This is a genomic window from Lysinibacillus sp. NPDC094177, from assembly GCF_050279145.1.
Classification (GTDB): domain Bacteria; phylum Bacillota; class Bacilli; order Bacillales_A; family Planococcaceae; genus Lysinibacillus.
The window spans coordinates 50,125-71,889 of record NZ_JBNNTW010000018.1; the positions used below are offsets into that span (position 1 = coordinate 50,125).

Consider the following 21,765-nt stretch of genomic DNA (forward strand, 5'->3'; position numbering starts at 1 on the left):
CACTGGAATCGGATAAAATGAGTTTAGTCGGTGTAAAGGCAAAAACCCCACACCGACTTTTTTAAATTTCGATAATTATAGGTAAAATCATTGGTTTTCTTTTTGTTTGTGAAAATAGGTATTGACCGACAGCTCTTTTGATTTCTCTTCTTAAGACATGTATTTGCTGCTTACTTTCTTCCTGAAGCTCATTTACCGTTTCTTTGACCAGAATATTTACTTTAGTTAACAGCTCCTCAAAGTTTTTGGCATAAACATAGCCTCGCGAAATTGTATCTGGTTCTGAAATAAAGGCACCATCTACCTTACTAAGCGTTATAACGATAACAAGCATACCATCTTCTGACAGCTGTTTGCGATCACGTAAGACAACTCCTTCGACTTCACCGATACCAATACCGTCGACATACGTATCACCTGAAGGGATTTTACGTGTTTGCCTAGCCATTGAGTTTTCAATATCAACAACATCCCCATTTCTCATAATAAACGTATGCCCTCTTTTGACACCGACGGACTCAGCTAGCAAACGATGCTGATGTAACATACGGAATTCACCATGAATCGGAATGAAAAATTTGGGCTTCATTAGCGTCAGCATTAGTTTTAAATCTTCCTGATGACCATGACCTGAAACGTGCATACCTGTATGACTAGACGAGCCATAAATAACCTTTGCACCTAACTGGAACAAATTATCAACAATCCGTGAAACACTCTTCTCATTCCCTGGAATAGGGGACGAAGCTAAAATAACTGTATCATCAGGTAGAATTTTTACTTCGCGATGATTTCCACTTGCTAAGCGAGAGAGTGCAGCTAATGGTTCACCCTGACTACCCGTACATAGTACAACTACTTCTTCAGGTGGAAGGTATTTCACCTCACGTGCATCAATTAACATATCCTCTGGGACATTTAAATAGCCTCGCTCAAGGGCAACATCTACAACATTCACCATACTACGGCCAAGTAATGCAAGCTTTCTATTTGCAGCAATCGTTGCATTTACAATTTGCTGTATGCGATTAACATTAGAAGCGAAAGTAGAGATAACGATTTTACGCTCGGCGTGTAAAAATGCATCTTCAATATGATTACCAACAAGCTTCTCTGAAGGGGTTAACCCAGGTCGTTCAGCATTCGTACTTTCAGAGATAAGTACTAGTACACCTTCTGATCCTATCTCAGACATCTTATGAATATCTGCAAACTGATTATTGACAGGCGTTAAATCAAATTTAAAATCTCCAGTGTGTACTACATTTCCTTCAGGGGTATTCATAACGATTCCTAAGCAATCAGGTATACTATGGCTTGTTCTAAAGAAACTAACATCAACTTGTCCGAAATTTAATGATGAATCTGAATGAATTTCTATTAATTCTGTCTCTCTTAAAAGTTTATGCTCTTTCAGCTTTAACTCAATTATCCCAAGAGTAAAACGTGTCGCATAAATCGGGACATTTATTTTTTTTAACATATAAGGGATACCACCTATATGATCCTCGTGTCCATGTGTCACAATTAATGCTTTGATCTTCTCTTTATTTTCCAGTAGGTACGTAATATCAGGAATTATTAAATCGATACCTAGTAAGCTTTCGTCTGGAAACTTAGCGCCACAGTCGATAATTAAAATATCATCCCCATACTGTATTACATACATATTTTTGCCAATCTCATTAATGCCACCTAAGGCGAAAATTGATAATGTGTCTTTTGTGGACAAGCATATCCCCTCCTAAGTTTAAAGGTATTTGGATGTACCTTTAATGAAAATTGAATTTGTTTTGTTGCTTCTGCATTATGTAGTATAGCTTTAAGCGTTTCATCCTATACGAAAAGACAATTTGAGGTTTTACTTTCACTAAGCATTAATATTAGATTTTCAAGAAGAATAGAATAGAGGAACGTATAGACTAAAGGGGATGTGACTGGTTGTCGAATTACTTACAGCATGCGATGTTTGAACATAAGTTTTGGCTAAGGATACTTAAAGATCATTCTCAATTTATTCATGATTCATTGTATCCATCGGAAACGGAGGATATTAAAAGAGCGAGTTCATTTATTCATCAATTTTCTCAGCTTCTTGCCTATGTTAATTCGATAGATGCCAATAATGCTGCTTCCTTCTCACTTACAGTCGACGAGACTGTAGAACAACTAAAGCAATTTAAATTTTATATCCTTAGAAAGCAATTAACGGGAAATATTAATATTCATCTATCACCTACTTTTATTAATCACATGGTGAATGAACTAGAGGAGTATCAAAATGTACTTAGTTATTTGAAGAAGGGAGAAGTCCCGCCAATCTTTCATGAGCTTCATCATCACTTAGTATGGCTTTTAGATGCATCAGGACATGCAGGTATCATTCATGACGATTTGGATGGTGTAGAAAGAAGATTGAGGCAAAAAAGTACTATCTTTGCTCAACATTTTGAAGAGTTTTATTTAAAAGCAGTTGAGCTTACAGGATATTTGCGTTCAAATATAGACTCATTCCCCGCATTAACTCGCTTTAATCGAGATGTAGATATAGAAATGGAATTATTCAAAACTTTTTTACGGGAGTTAGAGGAGATGGAGTTAAGTGCAGAAGTATTAGGAACATTTACAGCTTTAATAGCGGATCATATGCTAAGAGAGGAGCAATACTATTTATCGAAGCTCGCACAATCTAGAGGTGAAGATTAATTTGTATGAGACGTTATTTTAAGAGTGTAAAAAACACATGCTATGTGAAGTGATTGATTGGAGTGGATGCTGGGCGACTCCTTGGGGATTAGAGATTTAGAGGAACGAAGGCTAAAACCATCACGTCCTGTGATAACGCCTTCGTGACCAAAATCGGTGTGTTGCTGTCGCTACGTTGCACTACGCTTTCGCACAGACAAAAACACTTTGCTTCCGCTACGTTAACACTACACTTTCGCGCAAAAAACATCTGTTGGCCCGAGACCCTGCAGCGAAGCGGATGTTTTCTGTGCGAAAGCGAAGCGGCAGCGATAAAAGCGCCCAGCCGGAACGGAAATCAATCCCTCGCATTGCCGAAGGGTCATACTTTATTTAATATGACACCTTGAATTACATCTGTATAATGTTTTTTTAACAACATGAGGCTATCTTGTTAAGAGATAGCCTTGTTGATTTTTAAGGATGAATAAAAACTCCAGTGCCGATTGGGACAATGCTTGCAAGCTCTTCGACATCCTTATTATGCATACGAATACAGCCACGTGAAACGGCATGACCGATTGAACTAGGATTATTCGTTCCGTGAATTCCGTAGTGCTCTTTAGATAAACTCATCCACATTGTCCCAAACGGACCACCGGGATTTGGTTCTTTGTTAATGATTATAAAATTGCCAGCTGGTGTACCATGTAACATCCTTCCAACCGCAATTGGGTATTGCTTTTGAAGAATATTATCCTTATATAACCGTAGCCATCGATTTTCAGTAGAAATATCTATTCTATAAGGGATTGTATTTGGATTAGGAAATCCAGGTATAACAATTTGTTGTCCTATATAAAGTACATTCGGATCTAACCCAGGATTAGCAGCCATTATGGACGCTAACGAAGTACGATAATTTCTAGCTATTTGGGCCAAGGTTTCGCCTGCATTAACTGTATGGATCAAATTTATCACCTCCTATAAAATAAGGCTCATCATCAAAAGTAGGGATGACATTTATTAAAACATATGCCGTGTATATAAGTTGATGATGGGCCTGAAATAATTGCTTTAATACAGGTTATGCCGAAGCTAACTTTAATATATTCATGAGGATAACAACTGCAGCTAGTTGGATATGATAAGCAGTAACAAAACATTTCCAGTAATCGAGGAGTTATTATGAAAGAGTTTAAAATTACTTATTTCTTTGATGAAATGCATTATATAAGGAGATTTATTCATAGCGAATCACAGGAAAAAGCAGAGGCATTAGTTCGAAGCGAACGAGATCAATATATATCCTTTACGGATAGTAGAGGGATGTACCACGAGCTGCATACAAGAAATGTTCGGGTCATTCAAATATCTGAATATCATCGTATCGATAAAAGTGCAAAAACGAAAGGCACATAATTTGTTCAACATTGCACATACTTTCTGTAAAGGAGTGAGCAATGATGGACTTAGAAAACATACCTCATAAGAAAAAAGTATTTATGAATTTAGCAAGCAAGAACAAACCAGACATGGTTGAATCAGATACTATAAGTCTTTTCGACTTACACGAAGATATGCAAACCGTTGATTCTATACCAGTTAAGGAGCTCAATAAAAAAGTAGAACGAGAAGGCGATGAATTGATTGAATTGCAGCCTGATGAATTATAGAAAGTAGGGATTTGTATGACTGACCATAATGAAGTTCAGTTTACTTCTGCTGGAACAAATATTAATGAAGTAAAAAGAAACAATGCAGAAGGTGGTTTATCTTACAATGAAGTGAAAAAGCTGCTAGCCCAAAGAGGTGGGGTTGGTACGGAAATATATAGTGATACAGATGTCGAAGAAGTAAAACAACAGATTCAAGGGAAAAATCAATAAGTTATTTGGAGAGGAGTATGAAATTAAGTACTCCTCTATTTTTAATCTTAAAAGCGAGGGAATGGGATGAAAAAATCACTGATTAAAACTTCACTTTATTTTACAATGTAAAGTAAATGTAAGGAGGTATACGAATGGAAGAAAAAAGTTGTCCGTTATGTGGACAAGAAAATCATTGTGGGGTAGTAAACGGGCAAAAAGATTGCTGGTGTATGACAGAAAGTTTCCCTCAAGAAATTCTTGAAGAAGTACCTAAAGAGCAATGTATTTGTCAAAAGTGCTTGAATACATATGAAAAAGATTAATCGTTTATTTTAGGTCTAAAAAAACTTCAATTGCTGTCACGAAATAATAGAGATCAGTTGGTACAATTGTCTACCGCACAACAACCTATCGGACATATATTAATCTGAAAGGAGTGTGTCTAATGGCTAAACCAATTGTACTCAGTAATGTTACACAGGCTTATTTAGCGGAATACCAAAGGATTCTCGACAAAATGATTCAGGGCATGACCTATGTAACCATCACATGTAGCATTTCAGAAAATTTTATTAAGCAAATTTTACCGCACCAAGTAGCTGCTATTAAAATGTCAGAAAATGTTTTGCGATACACAACAAATATACTTGTACAAGAACTTGCATTAGAAATAATAGAAACAAGTACAGAGACTGTTGAATGTCTAGAAGCGATACAAAATAGATGCTGTATTGTGCAAAATTCAGAATATGAATTGTACGAATATATGTGCGCATATAAAGAAATTACTGAAGCTATGTTCAAGGCAATGAGCTTACCACCAGTTTCCAATAACATTAATATAAACTATCTTCGAGAGATGATTGTTCACCATCAGGGAGGAGTTCGACTTGCACAAAACGTTTTAAGGTTCTGTATTTGCCAAGAGTTAATACCAATCCTTAAAAATATGATTCAAACGATGTGCGATCGAATTTGCAATATGGAAAAATTACTTGATGCTTTACAGGATTGTGAAAATTGCTAGTTTGGTGAAAAAACGCTAAAATCGAAATCGATTTTAGCGTTTTTTTGTCGTATGTAGACTTGCATGAATCTTAAAAACGGACCTTAATTGACAGAAGGAGCGCACATAAATGTTACTGTTCGTTTATCACTATCGTAAAGACACCACTCACGGTGATCAACAACTGATCCAACATTGATGCAGTATTGCTTTTCTTGTAATGCGATTGGTTGTCCAAAGCGAATACGAATAGATAATTTTTTATTGTGATGATAAAGACCTGATTCATGACTATGTCCGAAGAAAAGAAGCGTTTTTTTGAATGGCGGAAATGTTGGCTGCCATGTCACACTCCATTGAAATTGATGTCCATGCATAAGTGTTGCACCAACAATCTCCATTGTTTCGGGTAGCGCTGTAAACCGTTCGATGCCAGTTACACGTGTAATACGCTCCTCTTGATTGCCACGAATAGAGGGGAATGTTAGTAATTTTTCAAAATCATTTTCCACTATTGCAGCTTTTTGTAGTGGTAAACCCGACATTGTTTGTGCCTTTTTCTTACTTACAGTACATTCATATAAATCGCCTAATCCCAATACCTTTGCATCCTTCGCGGTTTGCTGAATATGGGTAAGAACTGCCTTAGTATCTTCTATATTAGAATGTAAATCACCTAAAAGTGCGTACAGCATTTTAATCCGGCCTTTCCTCAAAATCATTATGTAAATATCATACACCTAAGAGAAATTGATAGAAAAGTAAAATGTATTAGTATATTTAGTTACATATTGGTCATATTTTCGAATGTGTAGAAAAATTGCCAACTTATTTATAGCTTGATAAAATATAATCATAATTTTCTGAAATTAGTTAATAGTTTTGTCTTTTGTGATAATTCTACACGATATCAGGATTATGAAAATTAAAAATCGGGGGGCTTATGATGACGATGTTAATGACAGACATTCTACAAAATTATGCTATGCAGCAACCAAGTGGGATTGCAACGGTATACGATGGGACAAAGCTAACCTATAGTGAATTTTATAAAAGTGCAGAAAAATTCGCAGCATATTTACAAAAGCAAGGCTTTGAAGAAAATGATGTAATTGCATTATATACGCTCAATTCAGATTTATTTTTAATCGCTTATATCGGTGTTCAATTAGCGGGCTATGTTGTTATGCCTATTAATACAAAATTAGCAGCTCCAGAAGTCGAATTTATTTTTAATCATTCAGAGGCTAGAGGACTTATTTATGATGAAAGGTTAGAGGATGTACTCGCAACTATTGCATATCCATTTCAACATATAATAGGGCTCAAAGAAATGAAAGAGGTAACTGAGAACTATACTGGCCAAAGAAAAGCTGTTAAATTGGAGCCTCATGATACAGCAGTTGTTATGTATACTTCTGGTACGACAGGTAAACCAAAAGGAGTTATGTTAACGCATCAAAATATTGTATCAGCTGCGGATATATGGTCGTCATCAATGAATATGACCAATGAGGATAGAATGTTTATTTGTACACCTTTATTTCATTGTGCAGGTCTTCATGTATTTGCGATGCCGATGTTTTATAAAGGTGGTACTGTTGTTATAGAAGAGGCTTTTTCTTCAACAAATACAATAGAACAGCTTGCCTCAACAGCTGCGACAATTTTCTTTGGAGTTCCGTCAATGTATACAATTATTTTAAATACACCTGACTTTAAGGAACATACATTTAAAAATTTACGTTTATTATGTTATGGGGCAGCACCGATGCCTTATGAGCTTGTTAAGCAAGTGAAAGAGACATTCCCTAATGTGAAAGTACAAAACTTGTATGGACAAACTGAAAATTCTCCTGCGGCCACTTCCCTTTTAGATGCTGATGCATTGACAAAGATTGGATCAGTAGGAAAACCATTAGCACAAACAGACGTCCGTGTTGTTGATAGCTTTGGAGAAACTGTGCCAGCGGGTGAGGTAGGAGAAATTTGTGTCAAAGGACCACAAGTAATGAAAGGTTATTTACGTAATCCTGAAGAAACAGCTAGAGCAATTAAAGATGGCTGGCTTTATTCAGGAGATTTAGGACGTTTTGATAAAGAGGGCTATCTCTATATTGTAGATCGTAAAAAGGATATGATCATTCGAGGTGGCGAAAATATTTACCCTATCGAGATAGAAGAGGTTTTGTATCAACTGCCAGAAATTTTAGAAGCAGCTGTTGTAGGTTTACCACATGAAGTATATGGCGAAGTTCCGAAAGCGTTTGTCGTACTGAAGGAAGGGAAGTCTTCCGATGAAGAGGTGATTTTGGCTTATTGTCGGACTCAGCTTGCAAAATATAAAGTGCCACATGAAATTGAATTTTTAGCTGAATTGCCACGTAATGCTTCTGGTAAAGTTTTAAAGCATACATTACGACCAAGAGTAAGCACGCCTAACGTATAAAACGGTTTGATGAAACTTGAAAATAGCAAACAGAGTAATACCATAACCGAGTGCACACCAAATTTAGAGATGCTATTGTGTCGCCCCATAGAGGGTTTTTGAAGATCATTAGGCCTCTGCGCAATTGCGTCCGAGGCTTTTACTTCTAAGTGTTTGGACAACCGCTTAAAGAAGTTAAAATAGGAACGTCTATGAAATTAGCGTATAATAGAGTCTGCGACAAATTGAAATAAAATAATAGAATTGAAGTTATTGTCTTCAAACAAGATAGGAGCGGAATTTGTCTTGTGGACGAGGTATAAACGCCTTTTACTAATAGGTATTATGATAATCATGCTACTTTCAAGTTGCAATCCGTTTTCGCAGGAGGAAACGAAACACAAAGGATTAACCGTGTTAACAGTAGAGTTTAATAGTGGTGCACCGATACCTAACCTTTATATAACCGCTACAGATGTAAAGAAAGGTGAGGTAGTAGAGGATGCGGTTGGCTCTGAAGAGGGGGAAGCAAAATTTTCGAAACTTATAGATGGACGGGAATATGCTATTGCTGCAACTACGCTTGAAAATAGTACGAAAAACGATGGTTATACTACAATCGAACATTTTACATATGATGCGACGAAGCCATATTATCGATTGCAAACACATTTTTCAAGGGACGAGCAGGAGCTAGATGTACCAGTTGTTATGCAAAATCCTGAATTACCGCATGGCTGTGAAATTACATCGTTAACAGCTGTATTAAATTATTATGGGTTGAATGTTACGAAGCTGGAAATGGCTGATAATTATTTACCAAAGCAAACAATAAGCAATGTAGGCGGACAACGATTTGGTCCAAATCCGGCACAGGCTTTTGCAGGAAATCCTCGTGATAAAGCACATGGTATGTATGTCTTTGCAGCTCCGATTGTCAAAGCCGCAGAGGCAGTAATAGCAGATAAACAGGCAAACTTACAGGTGACAAATAAGAGTGGTGCCTCGCAGGACGAAATTTTACAGCTTGTTCGAGAGGGAGTTCCTGTTGTGACTTGGGTTACATTAGATTTATCAGAGCCCCAAAGAAAGCTAGCTAAGGGCTGGATCTATGAAGGTGAAAAAGTGCCACATGCCGCGTATATGAACTTGCATGCTGTTGTTTTAACTGGGCATTTAGGCGATAAAGTAGTTGTTATGGACCCATTAAAAGGCTTTGTCACTTATAATGTGGATCAGTTTTTTAAAAGCTATAGAGAGTTAGGTAAACAAGCTGTAGCCGTTCATAAATGATTCAAAGAAGAGTTATAAGGCGTACAAGGAAAGTATGTTACACTTGTAAAAAAGGCTCGTCACTGGGGATGGACCCCTCGTTATGGTGAGAGCCAAATAAAAGCTAAAGTGAGTTGAGTAGAATGGCCATTGAGCACGCTTTTTTACCGGTACTATTAGGAGATGAAATGAATGCTTACGGCATGGCGAGAGCATTTTACGAGTCCTATGGCGTTAAACCACTTGCATTAAATCATACGAATATGGAGAAAATACAGCAAAGTGATTTATTAACATTTCGTGAAGTTCCAAGACTCCATATTGAAGAACGTTTTGTCGTTGCGTTAAAGGCAATTGCAGAGGAATTTGCAGGTAAAAAATTGCTGTTATTAGCCTGCGATGAATTTTACGTGAAAAAAATTGTGCAACATAAAGAGGAGCTAGCAGAGTATTTTGTAATTCCTTATGTGGATGCAACCCTTGCTAACGAGCTATTAACACGTGAGAGCATGTATGAACTTTGTGCGAAGTTCGGCTTTCACTATCCGGCAATGCATGTTTGCACCGTCAATGATTACGAGGAATTTGATATTCCTTTTGAATACCCTGTTGTCATTAAACCTTTGAATATGACAAAGTATGCTACATGTATTTTCCCAGGCAAGAAAAAAGTGTATATTGCAAAAGATAACGACGAAAAGGATGCTATTTTCCACGCTATTTATAAGGAATCGGCATACCGAGATGACTTAATGATACAGCAATATATTCCTGGTGAAGATGCTCATATGTGTGTCGTAAATGCTTATGTTGGGCAAGATAGTAAGGTAAAACTGCTATCTGTAGGTAACCCAATTTTAGAAGAGCATTCTCCAGAGGGAATTGGTCGCTATGTAGCCATCATGACAGCATACGATAAAGACTTAATGGATCGCGTGAAATTGTTTCTAGAGGAAATTCGATTCCAAGGCTTTGCCACGTTTGATATGAAGTATGATGAACGTGACGGTCAATATAAGTTATTAAGTATTGAATTACATAATGAACTTTCAAATTATTATGTGACTGCAAGTGGCTATAACTTAATGCAATATGTTGCAGATGATTTTATCCGCGGAAGCAAGCAACAGCTAACATATGTTCAGAACAAGCATCTTTGGACAATTGTGCCGAATGGTGTCCTTTTTAAATATGTACAAAATGAACAGCTTGTGATAGAAGCGAAAAGCCTTATTCGCCAAGGAATGGCTACGGATTCAATCTTTAATTATAAGGATATGAATGCGAAGCGTTGGTTGAATATAACGCTTGATAATTTAAGCTTTTATCGCCAATATAAGAAATATTTTAACAACAAAGGTCTGTCAAACTAATGAAAAAACAAACTTTAGGTATAATTGGTGGCGTTGGTCCACTTGCAACGATGTTTATCGGTGAAATGATTGTAAGACGTACGAAGGCAGCGAAGGATCAGGAACATTTACATACAATCATTGATAATGATACGAATATCCCAGATCGTACTGCCTTTATTTTAGATAGTACAAAAGAAAACCCTGTACCAGTGATAGTCGCAGATGCAAAAAAGCTTGCTTCTGTTGGAGCAGATATGATTGCTATTCCATGTAATACGGCACATACCTTTTATGATGAGATTGTTGAAGGGTCTCCAGTTCCTGTATTACATATGATAAGAGAAACAGCAAAGCGTGCCTCTGATTTAGGTGCAGAACGTGTAGGCATTTTAGCGACTACTGGTACATTAACCTCACGCATGTATCAAGATGCGTTAGAGGAATTTGGTATAACACCAGTTGTCCCAGACGATATGATGAAAGAAAAAGTGATGTCTATTATTTATGATTATGTAAAGGCTGGAAAGGATGTCTCTCAGGAGGATTGGCAGCCGATAGAAGAAGCAATGCTCGCACTTAATTGTGATCGTATCGTATTAGGATGTACAGAATTATCTATCGTCAATCGAGATTTAAAATTAAGTGACAGATATATCGACTCATTAATCGTGTTAGCAGAACGTGCTATATTAGCATGTGGCTATGAAATAGTAGTTTAACAATTGAATGAACGAAATAAAAATCTGTTCGCTTATCGCAGGTAAGTTGTAAACCTTCAAAGAAGCTCAAGTGTCTATAAGGGCTTGAAGGCTGACCAATCCCGTGATGAGACGTGCAGATTTTTTTTATCTACATACTCAAATTTCGTTAGGGGAAGATTAAGAAAACGACATTTTTGAAACGATTATACAAAGGTTTACGTACATATGAAGAAGGAAAATGATTAGTGTGTTAAACTAGTGTCAAGCAGATAGAAGGTGGGAAATTACATGTCAGTAATAAATTTATTAAATGAAGATGTACAAGCAAAATGGAAATTTGAAGAGCCGATGAAAATTCAAGAAGAAATGATTCCAGCAATGCTTGACGGCAAAGATATTGTAGCTGAATCGCCTACAGGATCGGGGAAGACTTTGGCTTATGTACTTCCTTTACTAAATAAAGTAAATGGTTCAAAAAAACAAACACAAGGACTTATTGTAGCCCCATCACAGGAGCTAGCAATGCAAATTGTAGAGGTTATTCGTGAATGGACAGCAGGTTCTGATATAACGGTTCAACAACTAATTGGTGGTGCTAACTCTGCACGTCAAATCGAAAAGTTAAAGAAAAAACCGACGATAGTAGTAGGAACACCTGGTCGATTAAATGAATTAGCACGTGCTGGAAAGTTAAAGCTAAAAGAAGTTGAAACAGTTATTTTAGATGAGTGTGATCAGTTACTTAGTCGTGAATACCGTGTTGTAGTTAAATCCTTTATCGAAGGTTCAGCATATGGGCGACAAGTAGTTGTTGTGTCGGCAACAATTACGGAGGAAATTGAATTAGTAGCTAGTCGCATGATGTTCGAGCCAGTACGCTTCAAAATTAAACCTGAGGATATGTTAAAGGTGGGTAAAGTTGTACACTCTTTCGTGAAAGTAGAGGAGCGAGATAAAACTGATTTCCTACGCAGACTTTCACATACGGAAGGATTACGTGCACTTGCTTTCGTCAACAATATAGATCAATTGCTGATGAAGGAAACGAAATTACAATACCGTTCGGCACCGATTGTGACATTACATTCTGACATGAAGAAGGAAGAACGTAAAAAGGCGTTAGATGCATTCCGTAAAGGTGATGCGCGTATTTTAATTGCTACAGATATTGCAGCACGTGGTTTAGATATTGAAGGTTTAACACATGTTATTCATGTAGATGTACCAAGAACAATTGAGCAGTATTTGCATCGTTCTGGTCGTACAGGTCGTGCTGGAGCAGATGGTGAAGTACTAACGTTATTATCTTATCGTGATGAAAAAACTTATAAAAAATGGACAAGAGAAATTTCTGCGAAACCTGTACAGAAAGTCTGGCATGAAGGCAAGCTAGTGGAGGGTAATTCAAAAACAATTGGACAAAAGCGAGGTAAATAATATGACTTTTGAAGAAAAATTACAAGCATATGCAGAACTTGCGGTAAAAGTTGGTGTCAATATTCAACCAGGGCAATACTTATTAGTCAACACATCAGTGGATGCACTGGATTTCGCCCGTTTAGTTGTGAAAGAAGCTTATAAAGCTGGAGCAGGACGTGTTCATGTTAACTTTTCAGATGATGAAATGGATCGTGCTTATTTTGAGCATGCCTCAGATGAAGAATTTAATCGTTTTCCAGAATGGGTAGTCAAAATGCGTGAAGAGTTGATCGAACGTAAAGGAGCACTATTATGGATTGATGCTTCAGACCCTGATAATTTAACAGGTATTTCAACAGATCGTCTAGCTACTCATCAAAAGGTATCAGGAGCTGCTCTGAAAAACTATCGCAACGCCGTAATGAAAGATTTAATAGCTTGGTCGATCGTTGCAGTTCCTTCACCAAAGTGGGCATCGAAGGTATTCCCGAACTTAGCAGCAGAGGAACAAGTACCAGCATTATGGGAGGCCATTTTTAAAACTGTTCGTATCGGTGAAGGCAATGCTGTTGAAAACTGGCGTGAACACGTAGTAAATTTAGAATCTCGTGCGGCCCTACTGAACAGTAAAAAATATGCAAAGCTTCACTATACAGCGCCAGGTACTGATTTAACAATTGCATTAGCGCCACAGCATAAATGGCTAACTGGTGGTAGCAAAACGCCAGATGATACGATCTTTATTGCGAATATGCCGACAGAAGAGGTTTATACGTTACCGATGAAACAAGGTGTAAATGGCTATGTGAGCAATACAAAGCCATTAGTTTATCAAGGGAATATTATTGATGGCTTTAAACTGACATTTGAAGAAGGAAAGATTATTAAGGCTGAAGCACAGGTAGGACATGATTTATTACAGGAGCTTATTAATGTAGATGAAGGCTCTTGCTATTTAGGTGAGGTAGCACTTGTACCGCATGAATCACCAATTTCAGCATCAGAGATTTTATATTTTAATACATTGTTTGATGAAAATGCATCGAACCATTTAGCGATTGGCGAAGCTTATCCAACTTGTTTAGAGGGTGGAAGAGATTTAGAAAACGGCCAGCTTGAAGCGTTAGGTGCAAATATTTCAGTAACGCATGAGGACTTTATGATTGGCAGCGGTGAAATGGACATTGACGGTATTTTACCAGATGGAACTGTAGAGCCAATTTTCCGCAAAGGTAGCTGGGCATTTTAAGACTCTTCATGTGAAGAAAGGAGTTTTAGCAGATGAAACGATTACTTAGCTTAATTGGTACAGCAATACTCATGATGGCATTGGGTGTTTCATCTGCTTTTGCTCAGACTGAAAACTACCTGTCGATTGGAGATTCCTTGGCGGCTGGTCAAACACCTCATCAACAGATTGATACAGGCTACAGTGATTTAATCGCCATGAGATTGGGGATGACTGGGCAATTGAGTTTCTATACGAAGGAGCTCGCTTTCCCAGGCTTTACAACAGCTGATGTATTGAAACGAGTTAAATCTAAGGAAGCAAGTGACTTACTAGCAAATGCAACACTTATTACTATTTCGGCAGGTGCCAACGATTTACTTCGTCTAGTGCAGATCAATCCGGCTGCCGGTACATTAGCCTTTTCACAACTTCAAACGGATTATGCATTAAACGTTGCCAGAAAAAATATGGCGGAGATTTTAGAAGAATTAAAAGTACGAGCACCTAAAGCAAAGATCTATATAATGGGCTATTACTTTGCATATCCAAATGTTCACGCTACGCAAAAAGAAGGAACAAATGCACAGCTTGTGAAGTTAAATACGATTTTAAAGCAACAGGCAGAGCATGCTGGAGCAACTTATGTAGATGTGTATGATGTCTTTGGGTTAAACGCAATAAACTTTTTACCAAATATCGCTGATGTACATCCAAATTTTGAAGGCTATCGCCAAATGGCAAATGCATTTTTAAAGGAATATAGTGGAAGTGATGCTCTAGCTATTTCTTCAAACGAACTGCCAAAGCCTAACCCTATATCATTTGAGCAGATTTTAGAACGACAGGTGAAGGCGGAGCAGAAAAAAGAAGAAAAAGAAAAAGAAAAGCCAACTCCTACGGCACGTAACATTCAAGGTTTCAAAGGATACGCCGCTTTTATGGAGAAGGTAAGAGCAAAACGTTTTAATCATAATTATTTGTAACAGGGCATCGACAGTGATGCTCTTTTTTTATATTGAAGATATATCAATAAGCGACGGATAGAATCCTGGTAACGACGGAAAGAATTGTCGAAGCGACGGATTGAACCCAGGGAACGACGGAAAGAATCGCCGAAGTGACGGATACCCCGACACCTCAGCTCCCCACATTATGATGAGGAACCTTTATCAAACTAATAAAAGGAAAAACAATCAATCTATCAGCCGTGATAAAATGAAATAGACAGGGAGGCGCAAAGAATGAAAATATTTCATACAGCAGATTGGCATTTAGGGAAGCTTGTACAAGGCGTCTATATGACGGAGGATCAACAATATATTTTACAGCAATTTATGCTAGCCATTGATGAGGAAAAACCGGATGTAATCGTAATAGCAGGTGATTTATATGACCGTTCAATGCCCCCGATTGAGGCAGTGAATTTACTAAATGATATTTTGGCGGAAATTGTGCTTGATAAAAAAATCCCTGTGTTAGCAGTTGCCGGGAACCACGATAGTGCTGGTCGATTGAACTTTGGCAGTAGTTTAATGAGTGATAGTGGATTACATATTAAAGGCCAATTTACGAAAGATCATGCACCGATAGTTTTACGTGATGAGTACGGCGAAGTACATTTTCATCTCGTACCATATGCAGAGCCGGCTTCGGTACGGACTATTTTAGAGGATGATTCCATTCGTTCTCATCAAGATGCGATGGAAAAAATTATCGAACATATTGGGCGAAATTTAGATACTACAAAGCGTAATGTTTTTGTTGGACATGCCTTTGTGACGAAGTATGGGGAAGAGGAAGCGAATACGAGTGATTCAGAGCGACCTTTATCAATAGGAGGCTCGGATTGTATAAATGCAGCATTGTTTAAGCCTTTTAATTACACAGCACTAGGACATTTGCATAAAGCGCATTTTGTGTTGAATGAAACGATTCGATATGCTGGCTCTCCATTGAAGTATTCATTATCTGAGCACTTACATGAGAAGGGCTTTTTAATAGTTGAGTTAGATGCACAGGGAGAAATCACTGTTACAAAAAGAAAGCTTATAGCGAGACGAGATCTACGTGTGGTAGAGAGTTTAATGGATGATTTATTGCAATTACCACCTAGTGATGATTATGTATTTGTACGCTTAACAGATACGACGCCTGTAACTTCTCCCATGGAACGTATTCGTACAGTGTTTCCTCATGCGATGCATGTTGAGCGTAAAGTAATACGTCAAGAAGCACCACATGAAATTCAAGCTGTTGAGACAGAGAAGATAGAAGACATTGATTTATTCCGATCATTTTTTACAGATATAATTGGTGTACAGCCAGATCAAGATACTGAGCGTCTATTTACAGAGATGCTACAAGAACTATTAGATGAGGAGCGAGAGACAGTAAAATGAAGCCTTTAAAGTTAACGATTACTGCATTCGGTCCCTATAAAAATACTGAGGTTATTGATTTCCAACAGCTAGGTGAACACCGCCTATTTGCGATTTCCGGAAAAACAGGTGCGGGGAAAACAACAATTTTTGATGCTATATGCTATGCACTTTACGGAGCAGGTAGCGGTGAGGATCGTCAGGATACGGCTATGCTACGAAGCGGGTTTGCAGATGATGATGTGTATACTGCCGTTGAACTCGTTTTTGAAATGCATGATAGGGTCTATCAAATTTTACGTCAGCCAGGTCATATTAAAGAAAAAAACAAAAGTATTACTGGTAAGAAAATTGAAATGGCTGAAATAAAAGGAGACATGCTTGATTATAGTATTGTAGAAAAGCAACAAACGCTTGAGGTAGATAAAAAGCTACAGGAAATAATAGGTCTCACAAAGGATCAGTTTAGTCAAATTGTTATGCTTCCACAAGGTGAATTTCGCAAGTTGTTAACCTCAGATTCGACGAATAAAGAAGTTATTTTGCGTAAAATTTTTAAAACAGATCGCTTCGGTGCTATGACAAAAAGACTTGATGCGAAACGAAAAGAAGCAGAAAGTGATTTACTGCGTGCTAAACAATTAAAGGAGCATCTTCTTGGTCAAATTGCGGGGGCTTTACCACAGCGTTCATCATCTTTATTTACTTGCATTACTAATAATACCGAAAATATGCATCAGTTGAAGAAGGTTTTGGAAGAAGAGCAGGTATACTATACTGAATGTATACAATTAGAACAGCAGCGCTATAAAGAAGCTTATGCGCATCATCAAAAAGAACAAGAATATTACAGTATGGCGAGAACACTGAATGAACAATTTGATGAGCAAACTAATCGTCAAAATCGCCTACAAGTATTGCTACAAGAACAAGATATATATAGCGCAAAAGAACGCGAAATTGCATTAGCGGAGAAAGCGGAGCGTCTTGTTATACTTGAGCAACAATGCATTGATTTACGTGCTGAGCAAAATCGTAAAGAACAATCTTATCAGCAAGCAATTACAGAGCAGCAAAACGCAGAGGCTCAGTTAAAAATAGCACAAGAAAAGTTTAACATTGAAGAGGCGAAAGAACCTGAACGTGAACATGTTTTACAACAGGAAATACAGCTGCAAGCATTATTACCAAAATTCGAGGCGTATGAGCATAATTTGCAGCAAATGCAAATAGCAGAACAATATGTTGCAACAGCAAAGCTAGCAGTAGAGGATAATAGTAAAATCGTAGAAACAGGACAAATGAAAGTTCAGCAATTAGCAAAAACAATTGATCAATATGAAAAACAGCTTGAGCCATATGAAAGTTATTTAGAACAGCTACCGAAGCTAAAAGAAAACGTATTATTACTAGCGCAAGTTGAAAAATACACGAGAGCAGTTGCAATTGCTGAGCAGGATGTAGCCATTACTAATGTCCAGTATCAAGAAAGTAAGCAGGCTCTTCAAAAGCTGGAGCAGCAATGGATTGCGAGTCAGGCAAGTATTTTAGCACAGCAGCTTAAGGATGGAGATCCTTGCCCAGTGTGCGGTAGTACAACACATCTCGAAACACATAGTGAGCAATTAGAGATGATCGAATTAGCACAGGTGGAAGCTTTACGAGGAAAGGCTACTACTGATGAGCGCAAGTTTTTAGAGAAAGAGGCTTTCTTGAATTCTACAAAGCATCTTCTACAAGAGGCGCTAGAACAGTTAGAGACGAATGAGATTGATCAATCGAATCAGGCACAAATTGTAGCTTCCTTGCAAAACGTAGAGCAACAAATAACAATCTTAAAAGTAGTGAGCAATCAATTGTCTGATATACGTATGCAACAAAAGGATCATCGCACACGAATGGAGCAGCTACAAGAAAAGCAAATAAAACTAGAGCAATACTTAGCTGAGAAGACGAAGGAATTGACTAAGCAACAAGCAATTGTGGAGGAGCAGCAAAAGCATATTCCAGAAAATCTTACGACGCTACAAGCATTGAAGCAGGCGATTGCTGATATAGGTTCACAAAAGGTAGCATTACAAACTGCGTGGAATATCAGTCAACAAAGCCTGCAATTTGCCAAAGAAGCAGCAAATAATACTAGAATGGCGATAGAAATTGCGAAACAGGCTTTTGAGGAATTAAAGCTAAAAATGGATGAAAAGCGCGAGCAATTTTCAGTAAGTATGAAGGAAGCAGGCTTTGAAAGCTATGAAGAATTTGCTGCTGGGAAGCGTAGCATGTTGCAAATAGAAGCTTTACGGAAGGCTTGCAATGATTATGCACTACAAATCCACACATTACAGGTACAAATTACTGAGGGAGAGAAGCATCTTAAAGGGCAAGAGAAGCAAGATTTAACGGCAATGGAAGAAAAGTTAGAGATGCTTCGTGTCACATATGAGGAAGCCTTTAAAGTATTGCAACAAATGGAAGGATTTGCGAAAGCTTGTGCAGACTTTATCGAAAAAGTTGAGGAGGCCGAGCAGGAGATTCGTTTACTTGAAAAAGAGGCGGGACGAGTGAAGGAACTTTATGCAATGCTAAATGGACAGAATGTGAAAAAGCTGTCCTTTGAGCGTTATATTCAAATCAATTATTTAGATAAAATTACAGAGGCAGCAAATGTCCGGCTTTATCATCTATCCAACGGTCAGTTTGAACTACGACGTTCAGATCGATTAGAAAAGCATGCCAAGCAAAGTGGGCTTGGACTAGATGTGTATGATGCCTATACGGATCAATTACGAGATGTGAAAACATTGTCGGGGGGAGAAAAGTTTAATGCGTCTTTAAGTCTTGCCCTTGGTATGGCAGATGTCATTCAAAGTTTCCAAGGTAATATCCGCATTGAAACGATGTTTATTGATGAGGGCTTTGGTTCTCTCGATGAAGAAGCGTTAAATAAAGCGATTGATACGCTTATTGATTTACAAGATTCTGGGCGTATGATTGGAGTTATTTCTCACGTTGCAGAGTTAAAAGCTACAATGCCCGCAGTGTTGCATGTCGAAAAAGCAATGAACGGTCATAGTCAAACATATTTTGAAGTAAAATAAAATAAGAGGCGTATTTCCATTGTATGGAAATACGCCTCTTTTTCATTTTTTAGTTACGTTAGGATTTGTTCCTTTCTTTGCAGCGATTACTTTTTTTACAATGGGGATAGCGATAGGTGCTAATTTTACTGCGACTTTGATTACTTTAGATACTTTCACAAAATAACAGCTCCTTTTAGTACTAGCTGTTCAAGGTTGAAATGAAACTTATCGGACAACGCGAACAGCTTGGATAATATTCCAAATAACGATTCCGATTGAAACTAGTAAGTAAATTGCGAATGAAGCAAACCAAATGATAAGAAACGTATTACTACCTGAATCAGGGTCGAAATTGGTGTTGAATGATAAAGTTGAGAAGACAAAGACGACAAATAATATAATTCCGAATGCTACTGGGATTAAATGTGATATTAGTGCTCGAATAGAGTGACTCTTTACGTCGCTATCTTTTGTAACAAAGTAAACGACTAATGGCACAATAAAAGGTGCGAATAAAATACTGAGATAACTAAAGGCAGATAAAATTTTTTGGTTCTCCATAGTTGTACCTCCTTTTTTAATATTTACGCATGAAAAACAGCAAAGTTTCAAAAAAAATGTAGAAGAGGTTGTAATCGCAACAGTGTTTGCGTAAAATGAGGTTGTTCAAATAAATTAAGATGTAACGACCACAAGGGGAGCTGATGATGTCAGCTGAGACTGGGCACGTAATGCCTTGACTCTTCGAACCTGTAAGTTAACACTTGCGTAGGGATGTGGATAGAAACCGACACTTTTACGATGTGAGGCTCTGTCCTGGCATCGTTTTTTTATCTTTGTTAATGCCAGATAGGGACATATTTGCCAACTGATTTCTATTCCTGCTCTTGTATCCTACATCGGAACAAAGGAGAGAATAATTATGGACAATAAAAGACTTTTAATGCTTGTGGAGATTGCGATATTCGCAGCGATTGGCCTTGTGCTTGATCAGGTTTCCTTTAAAGTATGGGCACAAGGAGGATCTGTTAGTCTAGTGATGGTGCCAATAATATTAATAGCATTTCGCTGGGGGCTAATTCCAGGCATGACAACGGGTTTACTCATTGGTGTTATGCAAACAATGTTTGGTGCCACTATTGTGCATTGGCTTCAAGGCATACTCGATTATGGTGTTGCCTTTACAGTTGTGGGCTTGGCGGCCGTTGTTCGTCAACCTGTGCTAGAGGCTGCTAAAGATTTAAACAAAAAGAAAATGGCGCTTTATATTATTTTAGGAACTGTATTAGCAGGCTTCTTACGTTATGCAACACATACCATTGGGGGCGCTGTATTTTTCGCAGAGTATGCTGGTGATCAAAATGCATGGATTTATTCAATCATCTATAATGGGACTTACATGTTACCAGCAACAGTTTTAACGGCAATTGTCGGTGTTCTGTTATTTACGGCAGCACCACAATTAATGCAACGAAAATCATAATTAGTATGCCCTTCACATTAGTGGAGGGTTTTTTGTTTTGCTTTTTCGAAAAGATTGTTGCTATTCAACTCCCATGAAAGAACTCAATCCCATCTTTCATTTTCTGTGGTGAAGTGCTGATTTTTGTGCTTCATGGATGGCTAACGGGGCAGTTTAGTGCAACAAGGAACGATAGAAATACAATAAATATGGAGTTTTGGGGAATAATGATACTAAACAAATTTAAGGAGAATCAGAAATGAAAAAATTGCTTTTTAGCCTTATCTTCGTTTTTGTAATTCTACCTTCACAAACACACTCTGAGAATAAAATTGAAGAGTTGCCACCTTGTTCAGTAATACTTGAACCAACAAAAAACGTAACTAAAAATGCCAGAGGAGTAGCACTGATTTATAATATTGAAAGAAAGTTTAATGATGAACGAACAAGTCTCAGTGTTCACGCACTTCATTTACCAAAACCATCTAGTTTTGGGGATTATGATGGTTATGAAGTATTAGCATATATTCCGAAGGAAATAAGCTGGATTTTCTCATTGTCTCCTTTAACTGAATATGGAGAAACTATTTGGGCTGGGAATTTAGATGAAGTTTCTCCTGTAATGCGACCTACTCGTATCGAAGTCCGAACAGTCAATACAACGACAAAGAAAACGGGTCCTATTGTACTTGAAAAAATACTAAAACCTTGTTGAACTAACAGGTGCTTTACTTAAAGATGGGATGCCACAGAGATCCCATCTTTTTCTTATTCAACTATCGGGGCAGTTTAGTGCAACAAGGAGTACCTTCAAAATTATGGGGATTTACAACGCTAAGTTAAGAAATGTGACCAAACGACGCTTCTGGAATTTAAA

At 37.7% G+C, this 21,765-nt stretch carries 21 protein-coding genes and 1 riboswitch; of the genes, 17 read left to right on the plus strand and 4 right to left on the minus strand.

Annotated elements, in window-relative coordinates; translation table 11 throughout:
- Window positions 1-61: 61 nt before the first annotated feature.
- The gene (locus ACQKNC_RS20415; RefSeq protein WP_427426555.1) at window positions 62-1,732 is read right to left on the minus strand and encodes a ribonuclease J; all 1,671 of its coding nucleotides are present in this window, start codon (window positions 1,730-1,732) and stop codon (window positions 62-64) included.
- Window positions 1,733-1,941: 209 nt separating this feature from the next.
- Here ACQKNC_RS20415 and ACQKNC_RS20420 point away from each other — a divergent pair, with 209 nt between their 5' ends.
- Window positions 1,942-2,706: a DUF2935 domain-containing protein gene (locus tag ACQKNC_RS20420; protein ID WP_427426556.1), complete on the plus strand. Its 765-nt coding sequence runs from the start codon at window positions 1,942-1,944 to the stop codon at window positions 2,704-2,706.
- Window positions 2,707-3,162: 456 nt separating this feature from the next.
- On the opposite strand, the gene ACQKNC_RS20425 is transcribed toward ACQKNC_RS20420, so the two are convergent.
- A complete protein-coding gene (locus tag ACQKNC_RS20425; RefSeq protein ID WP_427426557.1) occupies window positions 3,163-3,657 on the minus strand; it encodes a L,D-transpeptidase family protein in 495 nt (164 codons plus the stop codon).
- A gap of 216 nt (window positions 3,658-3,873) precedes the next feature.
- Between ACQKNC_RS20425 and ACQKNC_RS20430 the strand changes: the two genes are divergently transcribed.
- The 5 genes from ACQKNC_RS20430 (at window position 3,874) to ACQKNC_RS20450 (ending at window position 5,583) form a co-directional block, all read left to right on the plus strand.
- Entirely contained in the window at window positions 3,874-4,107 is a 234-nt protein-coding gene (locus ACQKNC_RS20430; RefSeq protein WP_427426558.1) for a hypothetical protein, read from the plus strand.
- A 41-nt stretch (window positions 4,108-4,148) separates the two neighbouring features.
- Complete coding sequence (locus tag ACQKNC_RS20435) at window positions 4,149-4,361, plus strand: hypothetical protein (protein WP_427426559.1); 213 nt, start codon at window positions 4,149-4,151, stop codon at window positions 4,359-4,361.
- Window positions 4,362-4,376: 15 nt separating this feature from the next.
- Window positions 4,377-4,574 (plus strand): gamma-type small acid-soluble spore protein, encoded by a 198-nt coding sequence (locus ACQKNC_RS20440; RefSeq protein ID WP_427426560.1) that lies wholly within the window; start codon window positions 4,377-4,379, stop codon window positions 4,572-4,574.
- Between the two features lie 134 nt (window positions 4,575-4,708).
- Window positions 4,709-4,879 carry a cysteine-rich CWC family protein gene (locus ACQKNC_RS20445; RefSeq protein ID WP_427426561.1) on the plus strand — a complete coding sequence of 57 codons (171 nt, stop codon included), beginning with the start codon at window positions 4,709-4,711 and terminating at the stop codon, window positions 4,877-4,879.
- 122 nt (window positions 4,880-5,001) lie between these two features.
- A complete protein-coding gene (locus ACQKNC_RS20450) occupies window positions 5,002-5,583 on the plus strand; it encodes a DUF305 domain-containing protein (RefSeq protein WP_427426562.1) in 582 nt (193 codons plus the stop codon).
- A gap of 83 nt (window positions 5,584-5,666) precedes the next feature.
- On the opposite strand, the gene ACQKNC_RS20455 is transcribed toward ACQKNC_RS20450, so the two are convergent.
- On the minus strand, window positions 5,667-6,257 hold the full coding sequence (locus ACQKNC_RS20455; RefSeq protein WP_427426563.1) for a metallophosphoesterase family protein: 591 nt from the start codon (window positions 6,255-6,257) through the stop codon (window positions 5,667-5,669).
- A gap of 251 nt (window positions 6,258-6,508) precedes the next feature.
- Here ACQKNC_RS20455 and ACQKNC_RS20460 point away from each other — a divergent pair, with 251 nt between their 5' ends.
- The 9 genes from ACQKNC_RS20460 (at window position 6,509) to ACQKNC_RS20500 (ending at window position 19,444) form a co-directional block, all read left to right on the plus strand.
- Window positions 6,509-8,011 (plus strand): class I adenylate-forming enzyme family protein, encoded by a 1,503-nt coding sequence (locus ACQKNC_RS20460; RefSeq protein WP_427426564.1) that lies wholly within the window; start codon window positions 6,509-6,511, stop codon window positions 8,009-8,011.
- 285 nt (window positions 8,012-8,296) lie between these two features.
- Window positions 8,297-9,283 carry a C39 family peptidase gene (locus tag ACQKNC_RS20465; protein WP_427426565.1) on the plus strand — a complete coding sequence of 329 codons (987 nt, stop codon included), beginning with the start codon at window positions 8,297-8,299 and terminating at the stop codon, window positions 9,281-9,283.
- A 122-nt stretch (window positions 9,284-9,405) separates the two neighbouring features.
- Complete coding sequence (locus tag ACQKNC_RS20470) at window positions 9,406-10,635, plus strand: ATP-grasp domain-containing protein (RefSeq protein WP_427426566.1); 1,230 nt, start codon at window positions 9,406-9,408, stop codon at window positions 10,633-10,635.
- Window positions 10,635-11,336, plus strand: coding sequence for an aspartate/glutamate racemase family protein (locus ACQKNC_RS20475; protein WP_427426567.1), 702 nt, complete (start codon window positions 10,635-10,637; stop codon window positions 11,334-11,336). The genes ACQKNC_RS20470 and ACQKNC_RS20475 overlap by 1 nt, the downstream gene beginning before the upstream one ends.
- Before the next feature lie 270 nt (window positions 11,337-11,606).
- Window positions 11,607-12,755, plus strand: coding sequence for a DEAD/DEAH box helicase (locus ACQKNC_RS20480; protein ID WP_427426568.1), 1,149 nt, complete (start codon window positions 11,607-11,609; stop codon window positions 12,753-12,755).
- A gap of 1 nt (window position 12,756) precedes the next feature.
- Entirely contained in the window at window positions 12,757-13,986 is a 1,230-nt protein-coding gene (locus ACQKNC_RS20485; RefSeq protein ID WP_427426569.1) for an aminopeptidase, read from the plus strand.
- 32 nt (window positions 13,987-14,018) lie between these two features.
- A complete protein-coding gene (locus ACQKNC_RS20490) occupies window positions 14,019-14,951 on the plus strand; it encodes an SGNH/GDSL hydrolase family protein (RefSeq protein ID WP_427426570.1) in 933 nt (310 codons plus the stop codon).
- Window positions 14,952-15,209: 258 nt separating this feature from the next.
- Window positions 15,210-16,367 carry an exonuclease SbcCD subunit D gene (locus tag ACQKNC_RS20495; protein WP_427426571.1) on the plus strand — a complete coding sequence of 386 codons (1,158 nt, stop codon included), beginning with the start codon at window positions 15,210-15,212 and terminating at the stop codon, window positions 16,365-16,367.
- On the plus strand, window positions 16,364-19,444 hold the full coding sequence (locus ACQKNC_RS20500) for an SbcC/MukB-like Walker B domain-containing protein (RefSeq protein WP_427426572.1): 3,081 nt from the start codon (window positions 16,364-16,366) through the stop codon (window positions 19,442-19,444). The genes ACQKNC_RS20495 and ACQKNC_RS20500 overlap by 4 nt, the downstream gene beginning before the upstream one ends.
- 207 nt (window positions 19,445-19,651) lie before the next feature.
- On the opposite strand, the gene ACQKNC_RS20505 is transcribed toward ACQKNC_RS20500, so the two are convergent.
- Window positions 19,652-19,987, minus strand: a complete 336-nt coding sequence (locus ACQKNC_RS20505) for a DUF4870 domain-containing protein (protein ID WP_427426573.1) — start codon at window positions 19,985-19,987, stop codon at window positions 19,652-19,654.
- 123 nt (window positions 19,988-20,110) lie between these two features.
- Window positions 20,111-20,218: riboswitch (TPP riboswitch) on the plus strand.
- A 130-nt stretch (window positions 20,219-20,348) separates the two neighbouring features.
- On the opposite strand from ACQKNC_RS20505, the gene thiT reads away from it, so the two are divergent.
- Both thiT and ACQKNC_RS20515 read left to right on the plus strand, forming a co-directional pair.
- Window positions 20,349-20,909, plus strand: a complete 561-nt coding sequence (gene thiT / locus ACQKNC_RS20510) for an energy-coupled thiamine transporter ThiT (protein WP_427426574.1) — start codon at window positions 20,349-20,351, stop codon at window positions 20,907-20,909.
- Window positions 20,910-21,147: 238 nt separating this feature from the next.
- Window positions 21,148-21,603, plus strand: a complete 456-nt coding sequence (locus ACQKNC_RS20515; protein WP_427426575.1) for a hypothetical protein — start codon at window positions 21,148-21,150, stop codon at window positions 21,601-21,603.
- Window positions 21,604-21,765 lie beyond the last annotated feature (162 nt).

Coding starts and splice junctions, on each gene's coding strand:
- ACQKNC_RS20445 (WP_427426561.1), top strand. CDS start 4,709: ATGGAAGAAAAAAGTTGTCCGTTATGTGGACAAGAAAATCATTGTGGG.
- ACQKNC_RS20475 (WP_427426567.1), top strand. CDS start 10,635: ATGAAAAAACAAACTTTAGGTATAATTGGTGGCGTTGGTCCACTTGCA.
- thiT (WP_427426574.1), top strand. CDS start 20,349: ATGGACAATAAAAGACTTTTAATGCTTGTGGAGATTGCGATATTCGCA.
- ACQKNC_RS20515 (WP_427426575.1), top strand. CDS start 21,148: ATGAAAAAATTGCTTTTTAGCCTTATCTTCGTTTTTGTAATTCTACCT.
- ACQKNC_RS20505 (WP_427426573.1), bottom strand. CDS start 19,987: ATGGAGAACCAAAAAATTTTATCTGCCTTTAGTTATCTCAGTATTTTA.
- ACQKNC_RS20470 (WP_427426566.1), top strand. CDS start 9,406: ATGGCCATTGAGCACGCTTTTTTACCGGTACTATTAGGAGATGAAATG.
- ACQKNC_RS20430 (WP_427426558.1), top strand. CDS start 3,874: ATGAAAGAGTTTAAAATTACTTATTTCTTTGATGAAATGCATTATATA.
- ACQKNC_RS20495 (WP_427426571.1), top strand. CDS start 15,210: ATGAAAATATTTCATACAGCAGATTGGCATTTAGGGAAGCTTGTACAA.
- ACQKNC_RS20440 (WP_427426560.1), top strand. CDS start 4,377: ATGACTGACCATAATGAAGTTCAGTTTACTTCTGCTGGAACAAATATT.
- ACQKNC_RS20455 (WP_427426563.1), bottom strand. CDS start 6,257: ATGCTGTACGCACTTTTAGGTGATTTACATTCTAATATAGAAGATACT.
- ACQKNC_RS20480 (WP_427426568.1), top strand. CDS start 11,607: ATGTCAGTAATAAATTTATTAAATGAAGATGTACAAGCAAAATGGAAA.
- ACQKNC_RS20435 (WP_427426559.1), top strand. CDS start 4,149: ATGATGGACTTAGAAAACATACCTCATAAGAAAAAAGTATTTATGAAT.
- ACQKNC_RS20460 (WP_427426564.1), top strand. CDS start 6,509: ATGACGATGTTAATGACAGACATTCTACAAAATTATGCTATGCAGCAA.
- ACQKNC_RS20485 (WP_427426569.1), top strand. CDS start 12,757: ATGACTTTTGAAGAAAAATTACAAGCATATGCAGAACTTGCGGTAAAA.
- ACQKNC_RS20490 (WP_427426570.1), top strand. CDS start 14,019: ATGAAACGATTACTTAGCTTAATTGGTACAGCAATACTCATGATGGCA.
- ACQKNC_RS20450 (WP_427426562.1), top strand. CDS start 5,002: ATGGCTAAACCAATTGTACTCAGTAATGTTACACAGGCTTATTTAGCG.
- ACQKNC_RS20500 (WP_427426572.1), top strand. CDS start 16,364: ATGAAGCCTTTAAAGTTAACGATTACTGCATTCGGTCCCTATAAAAAT.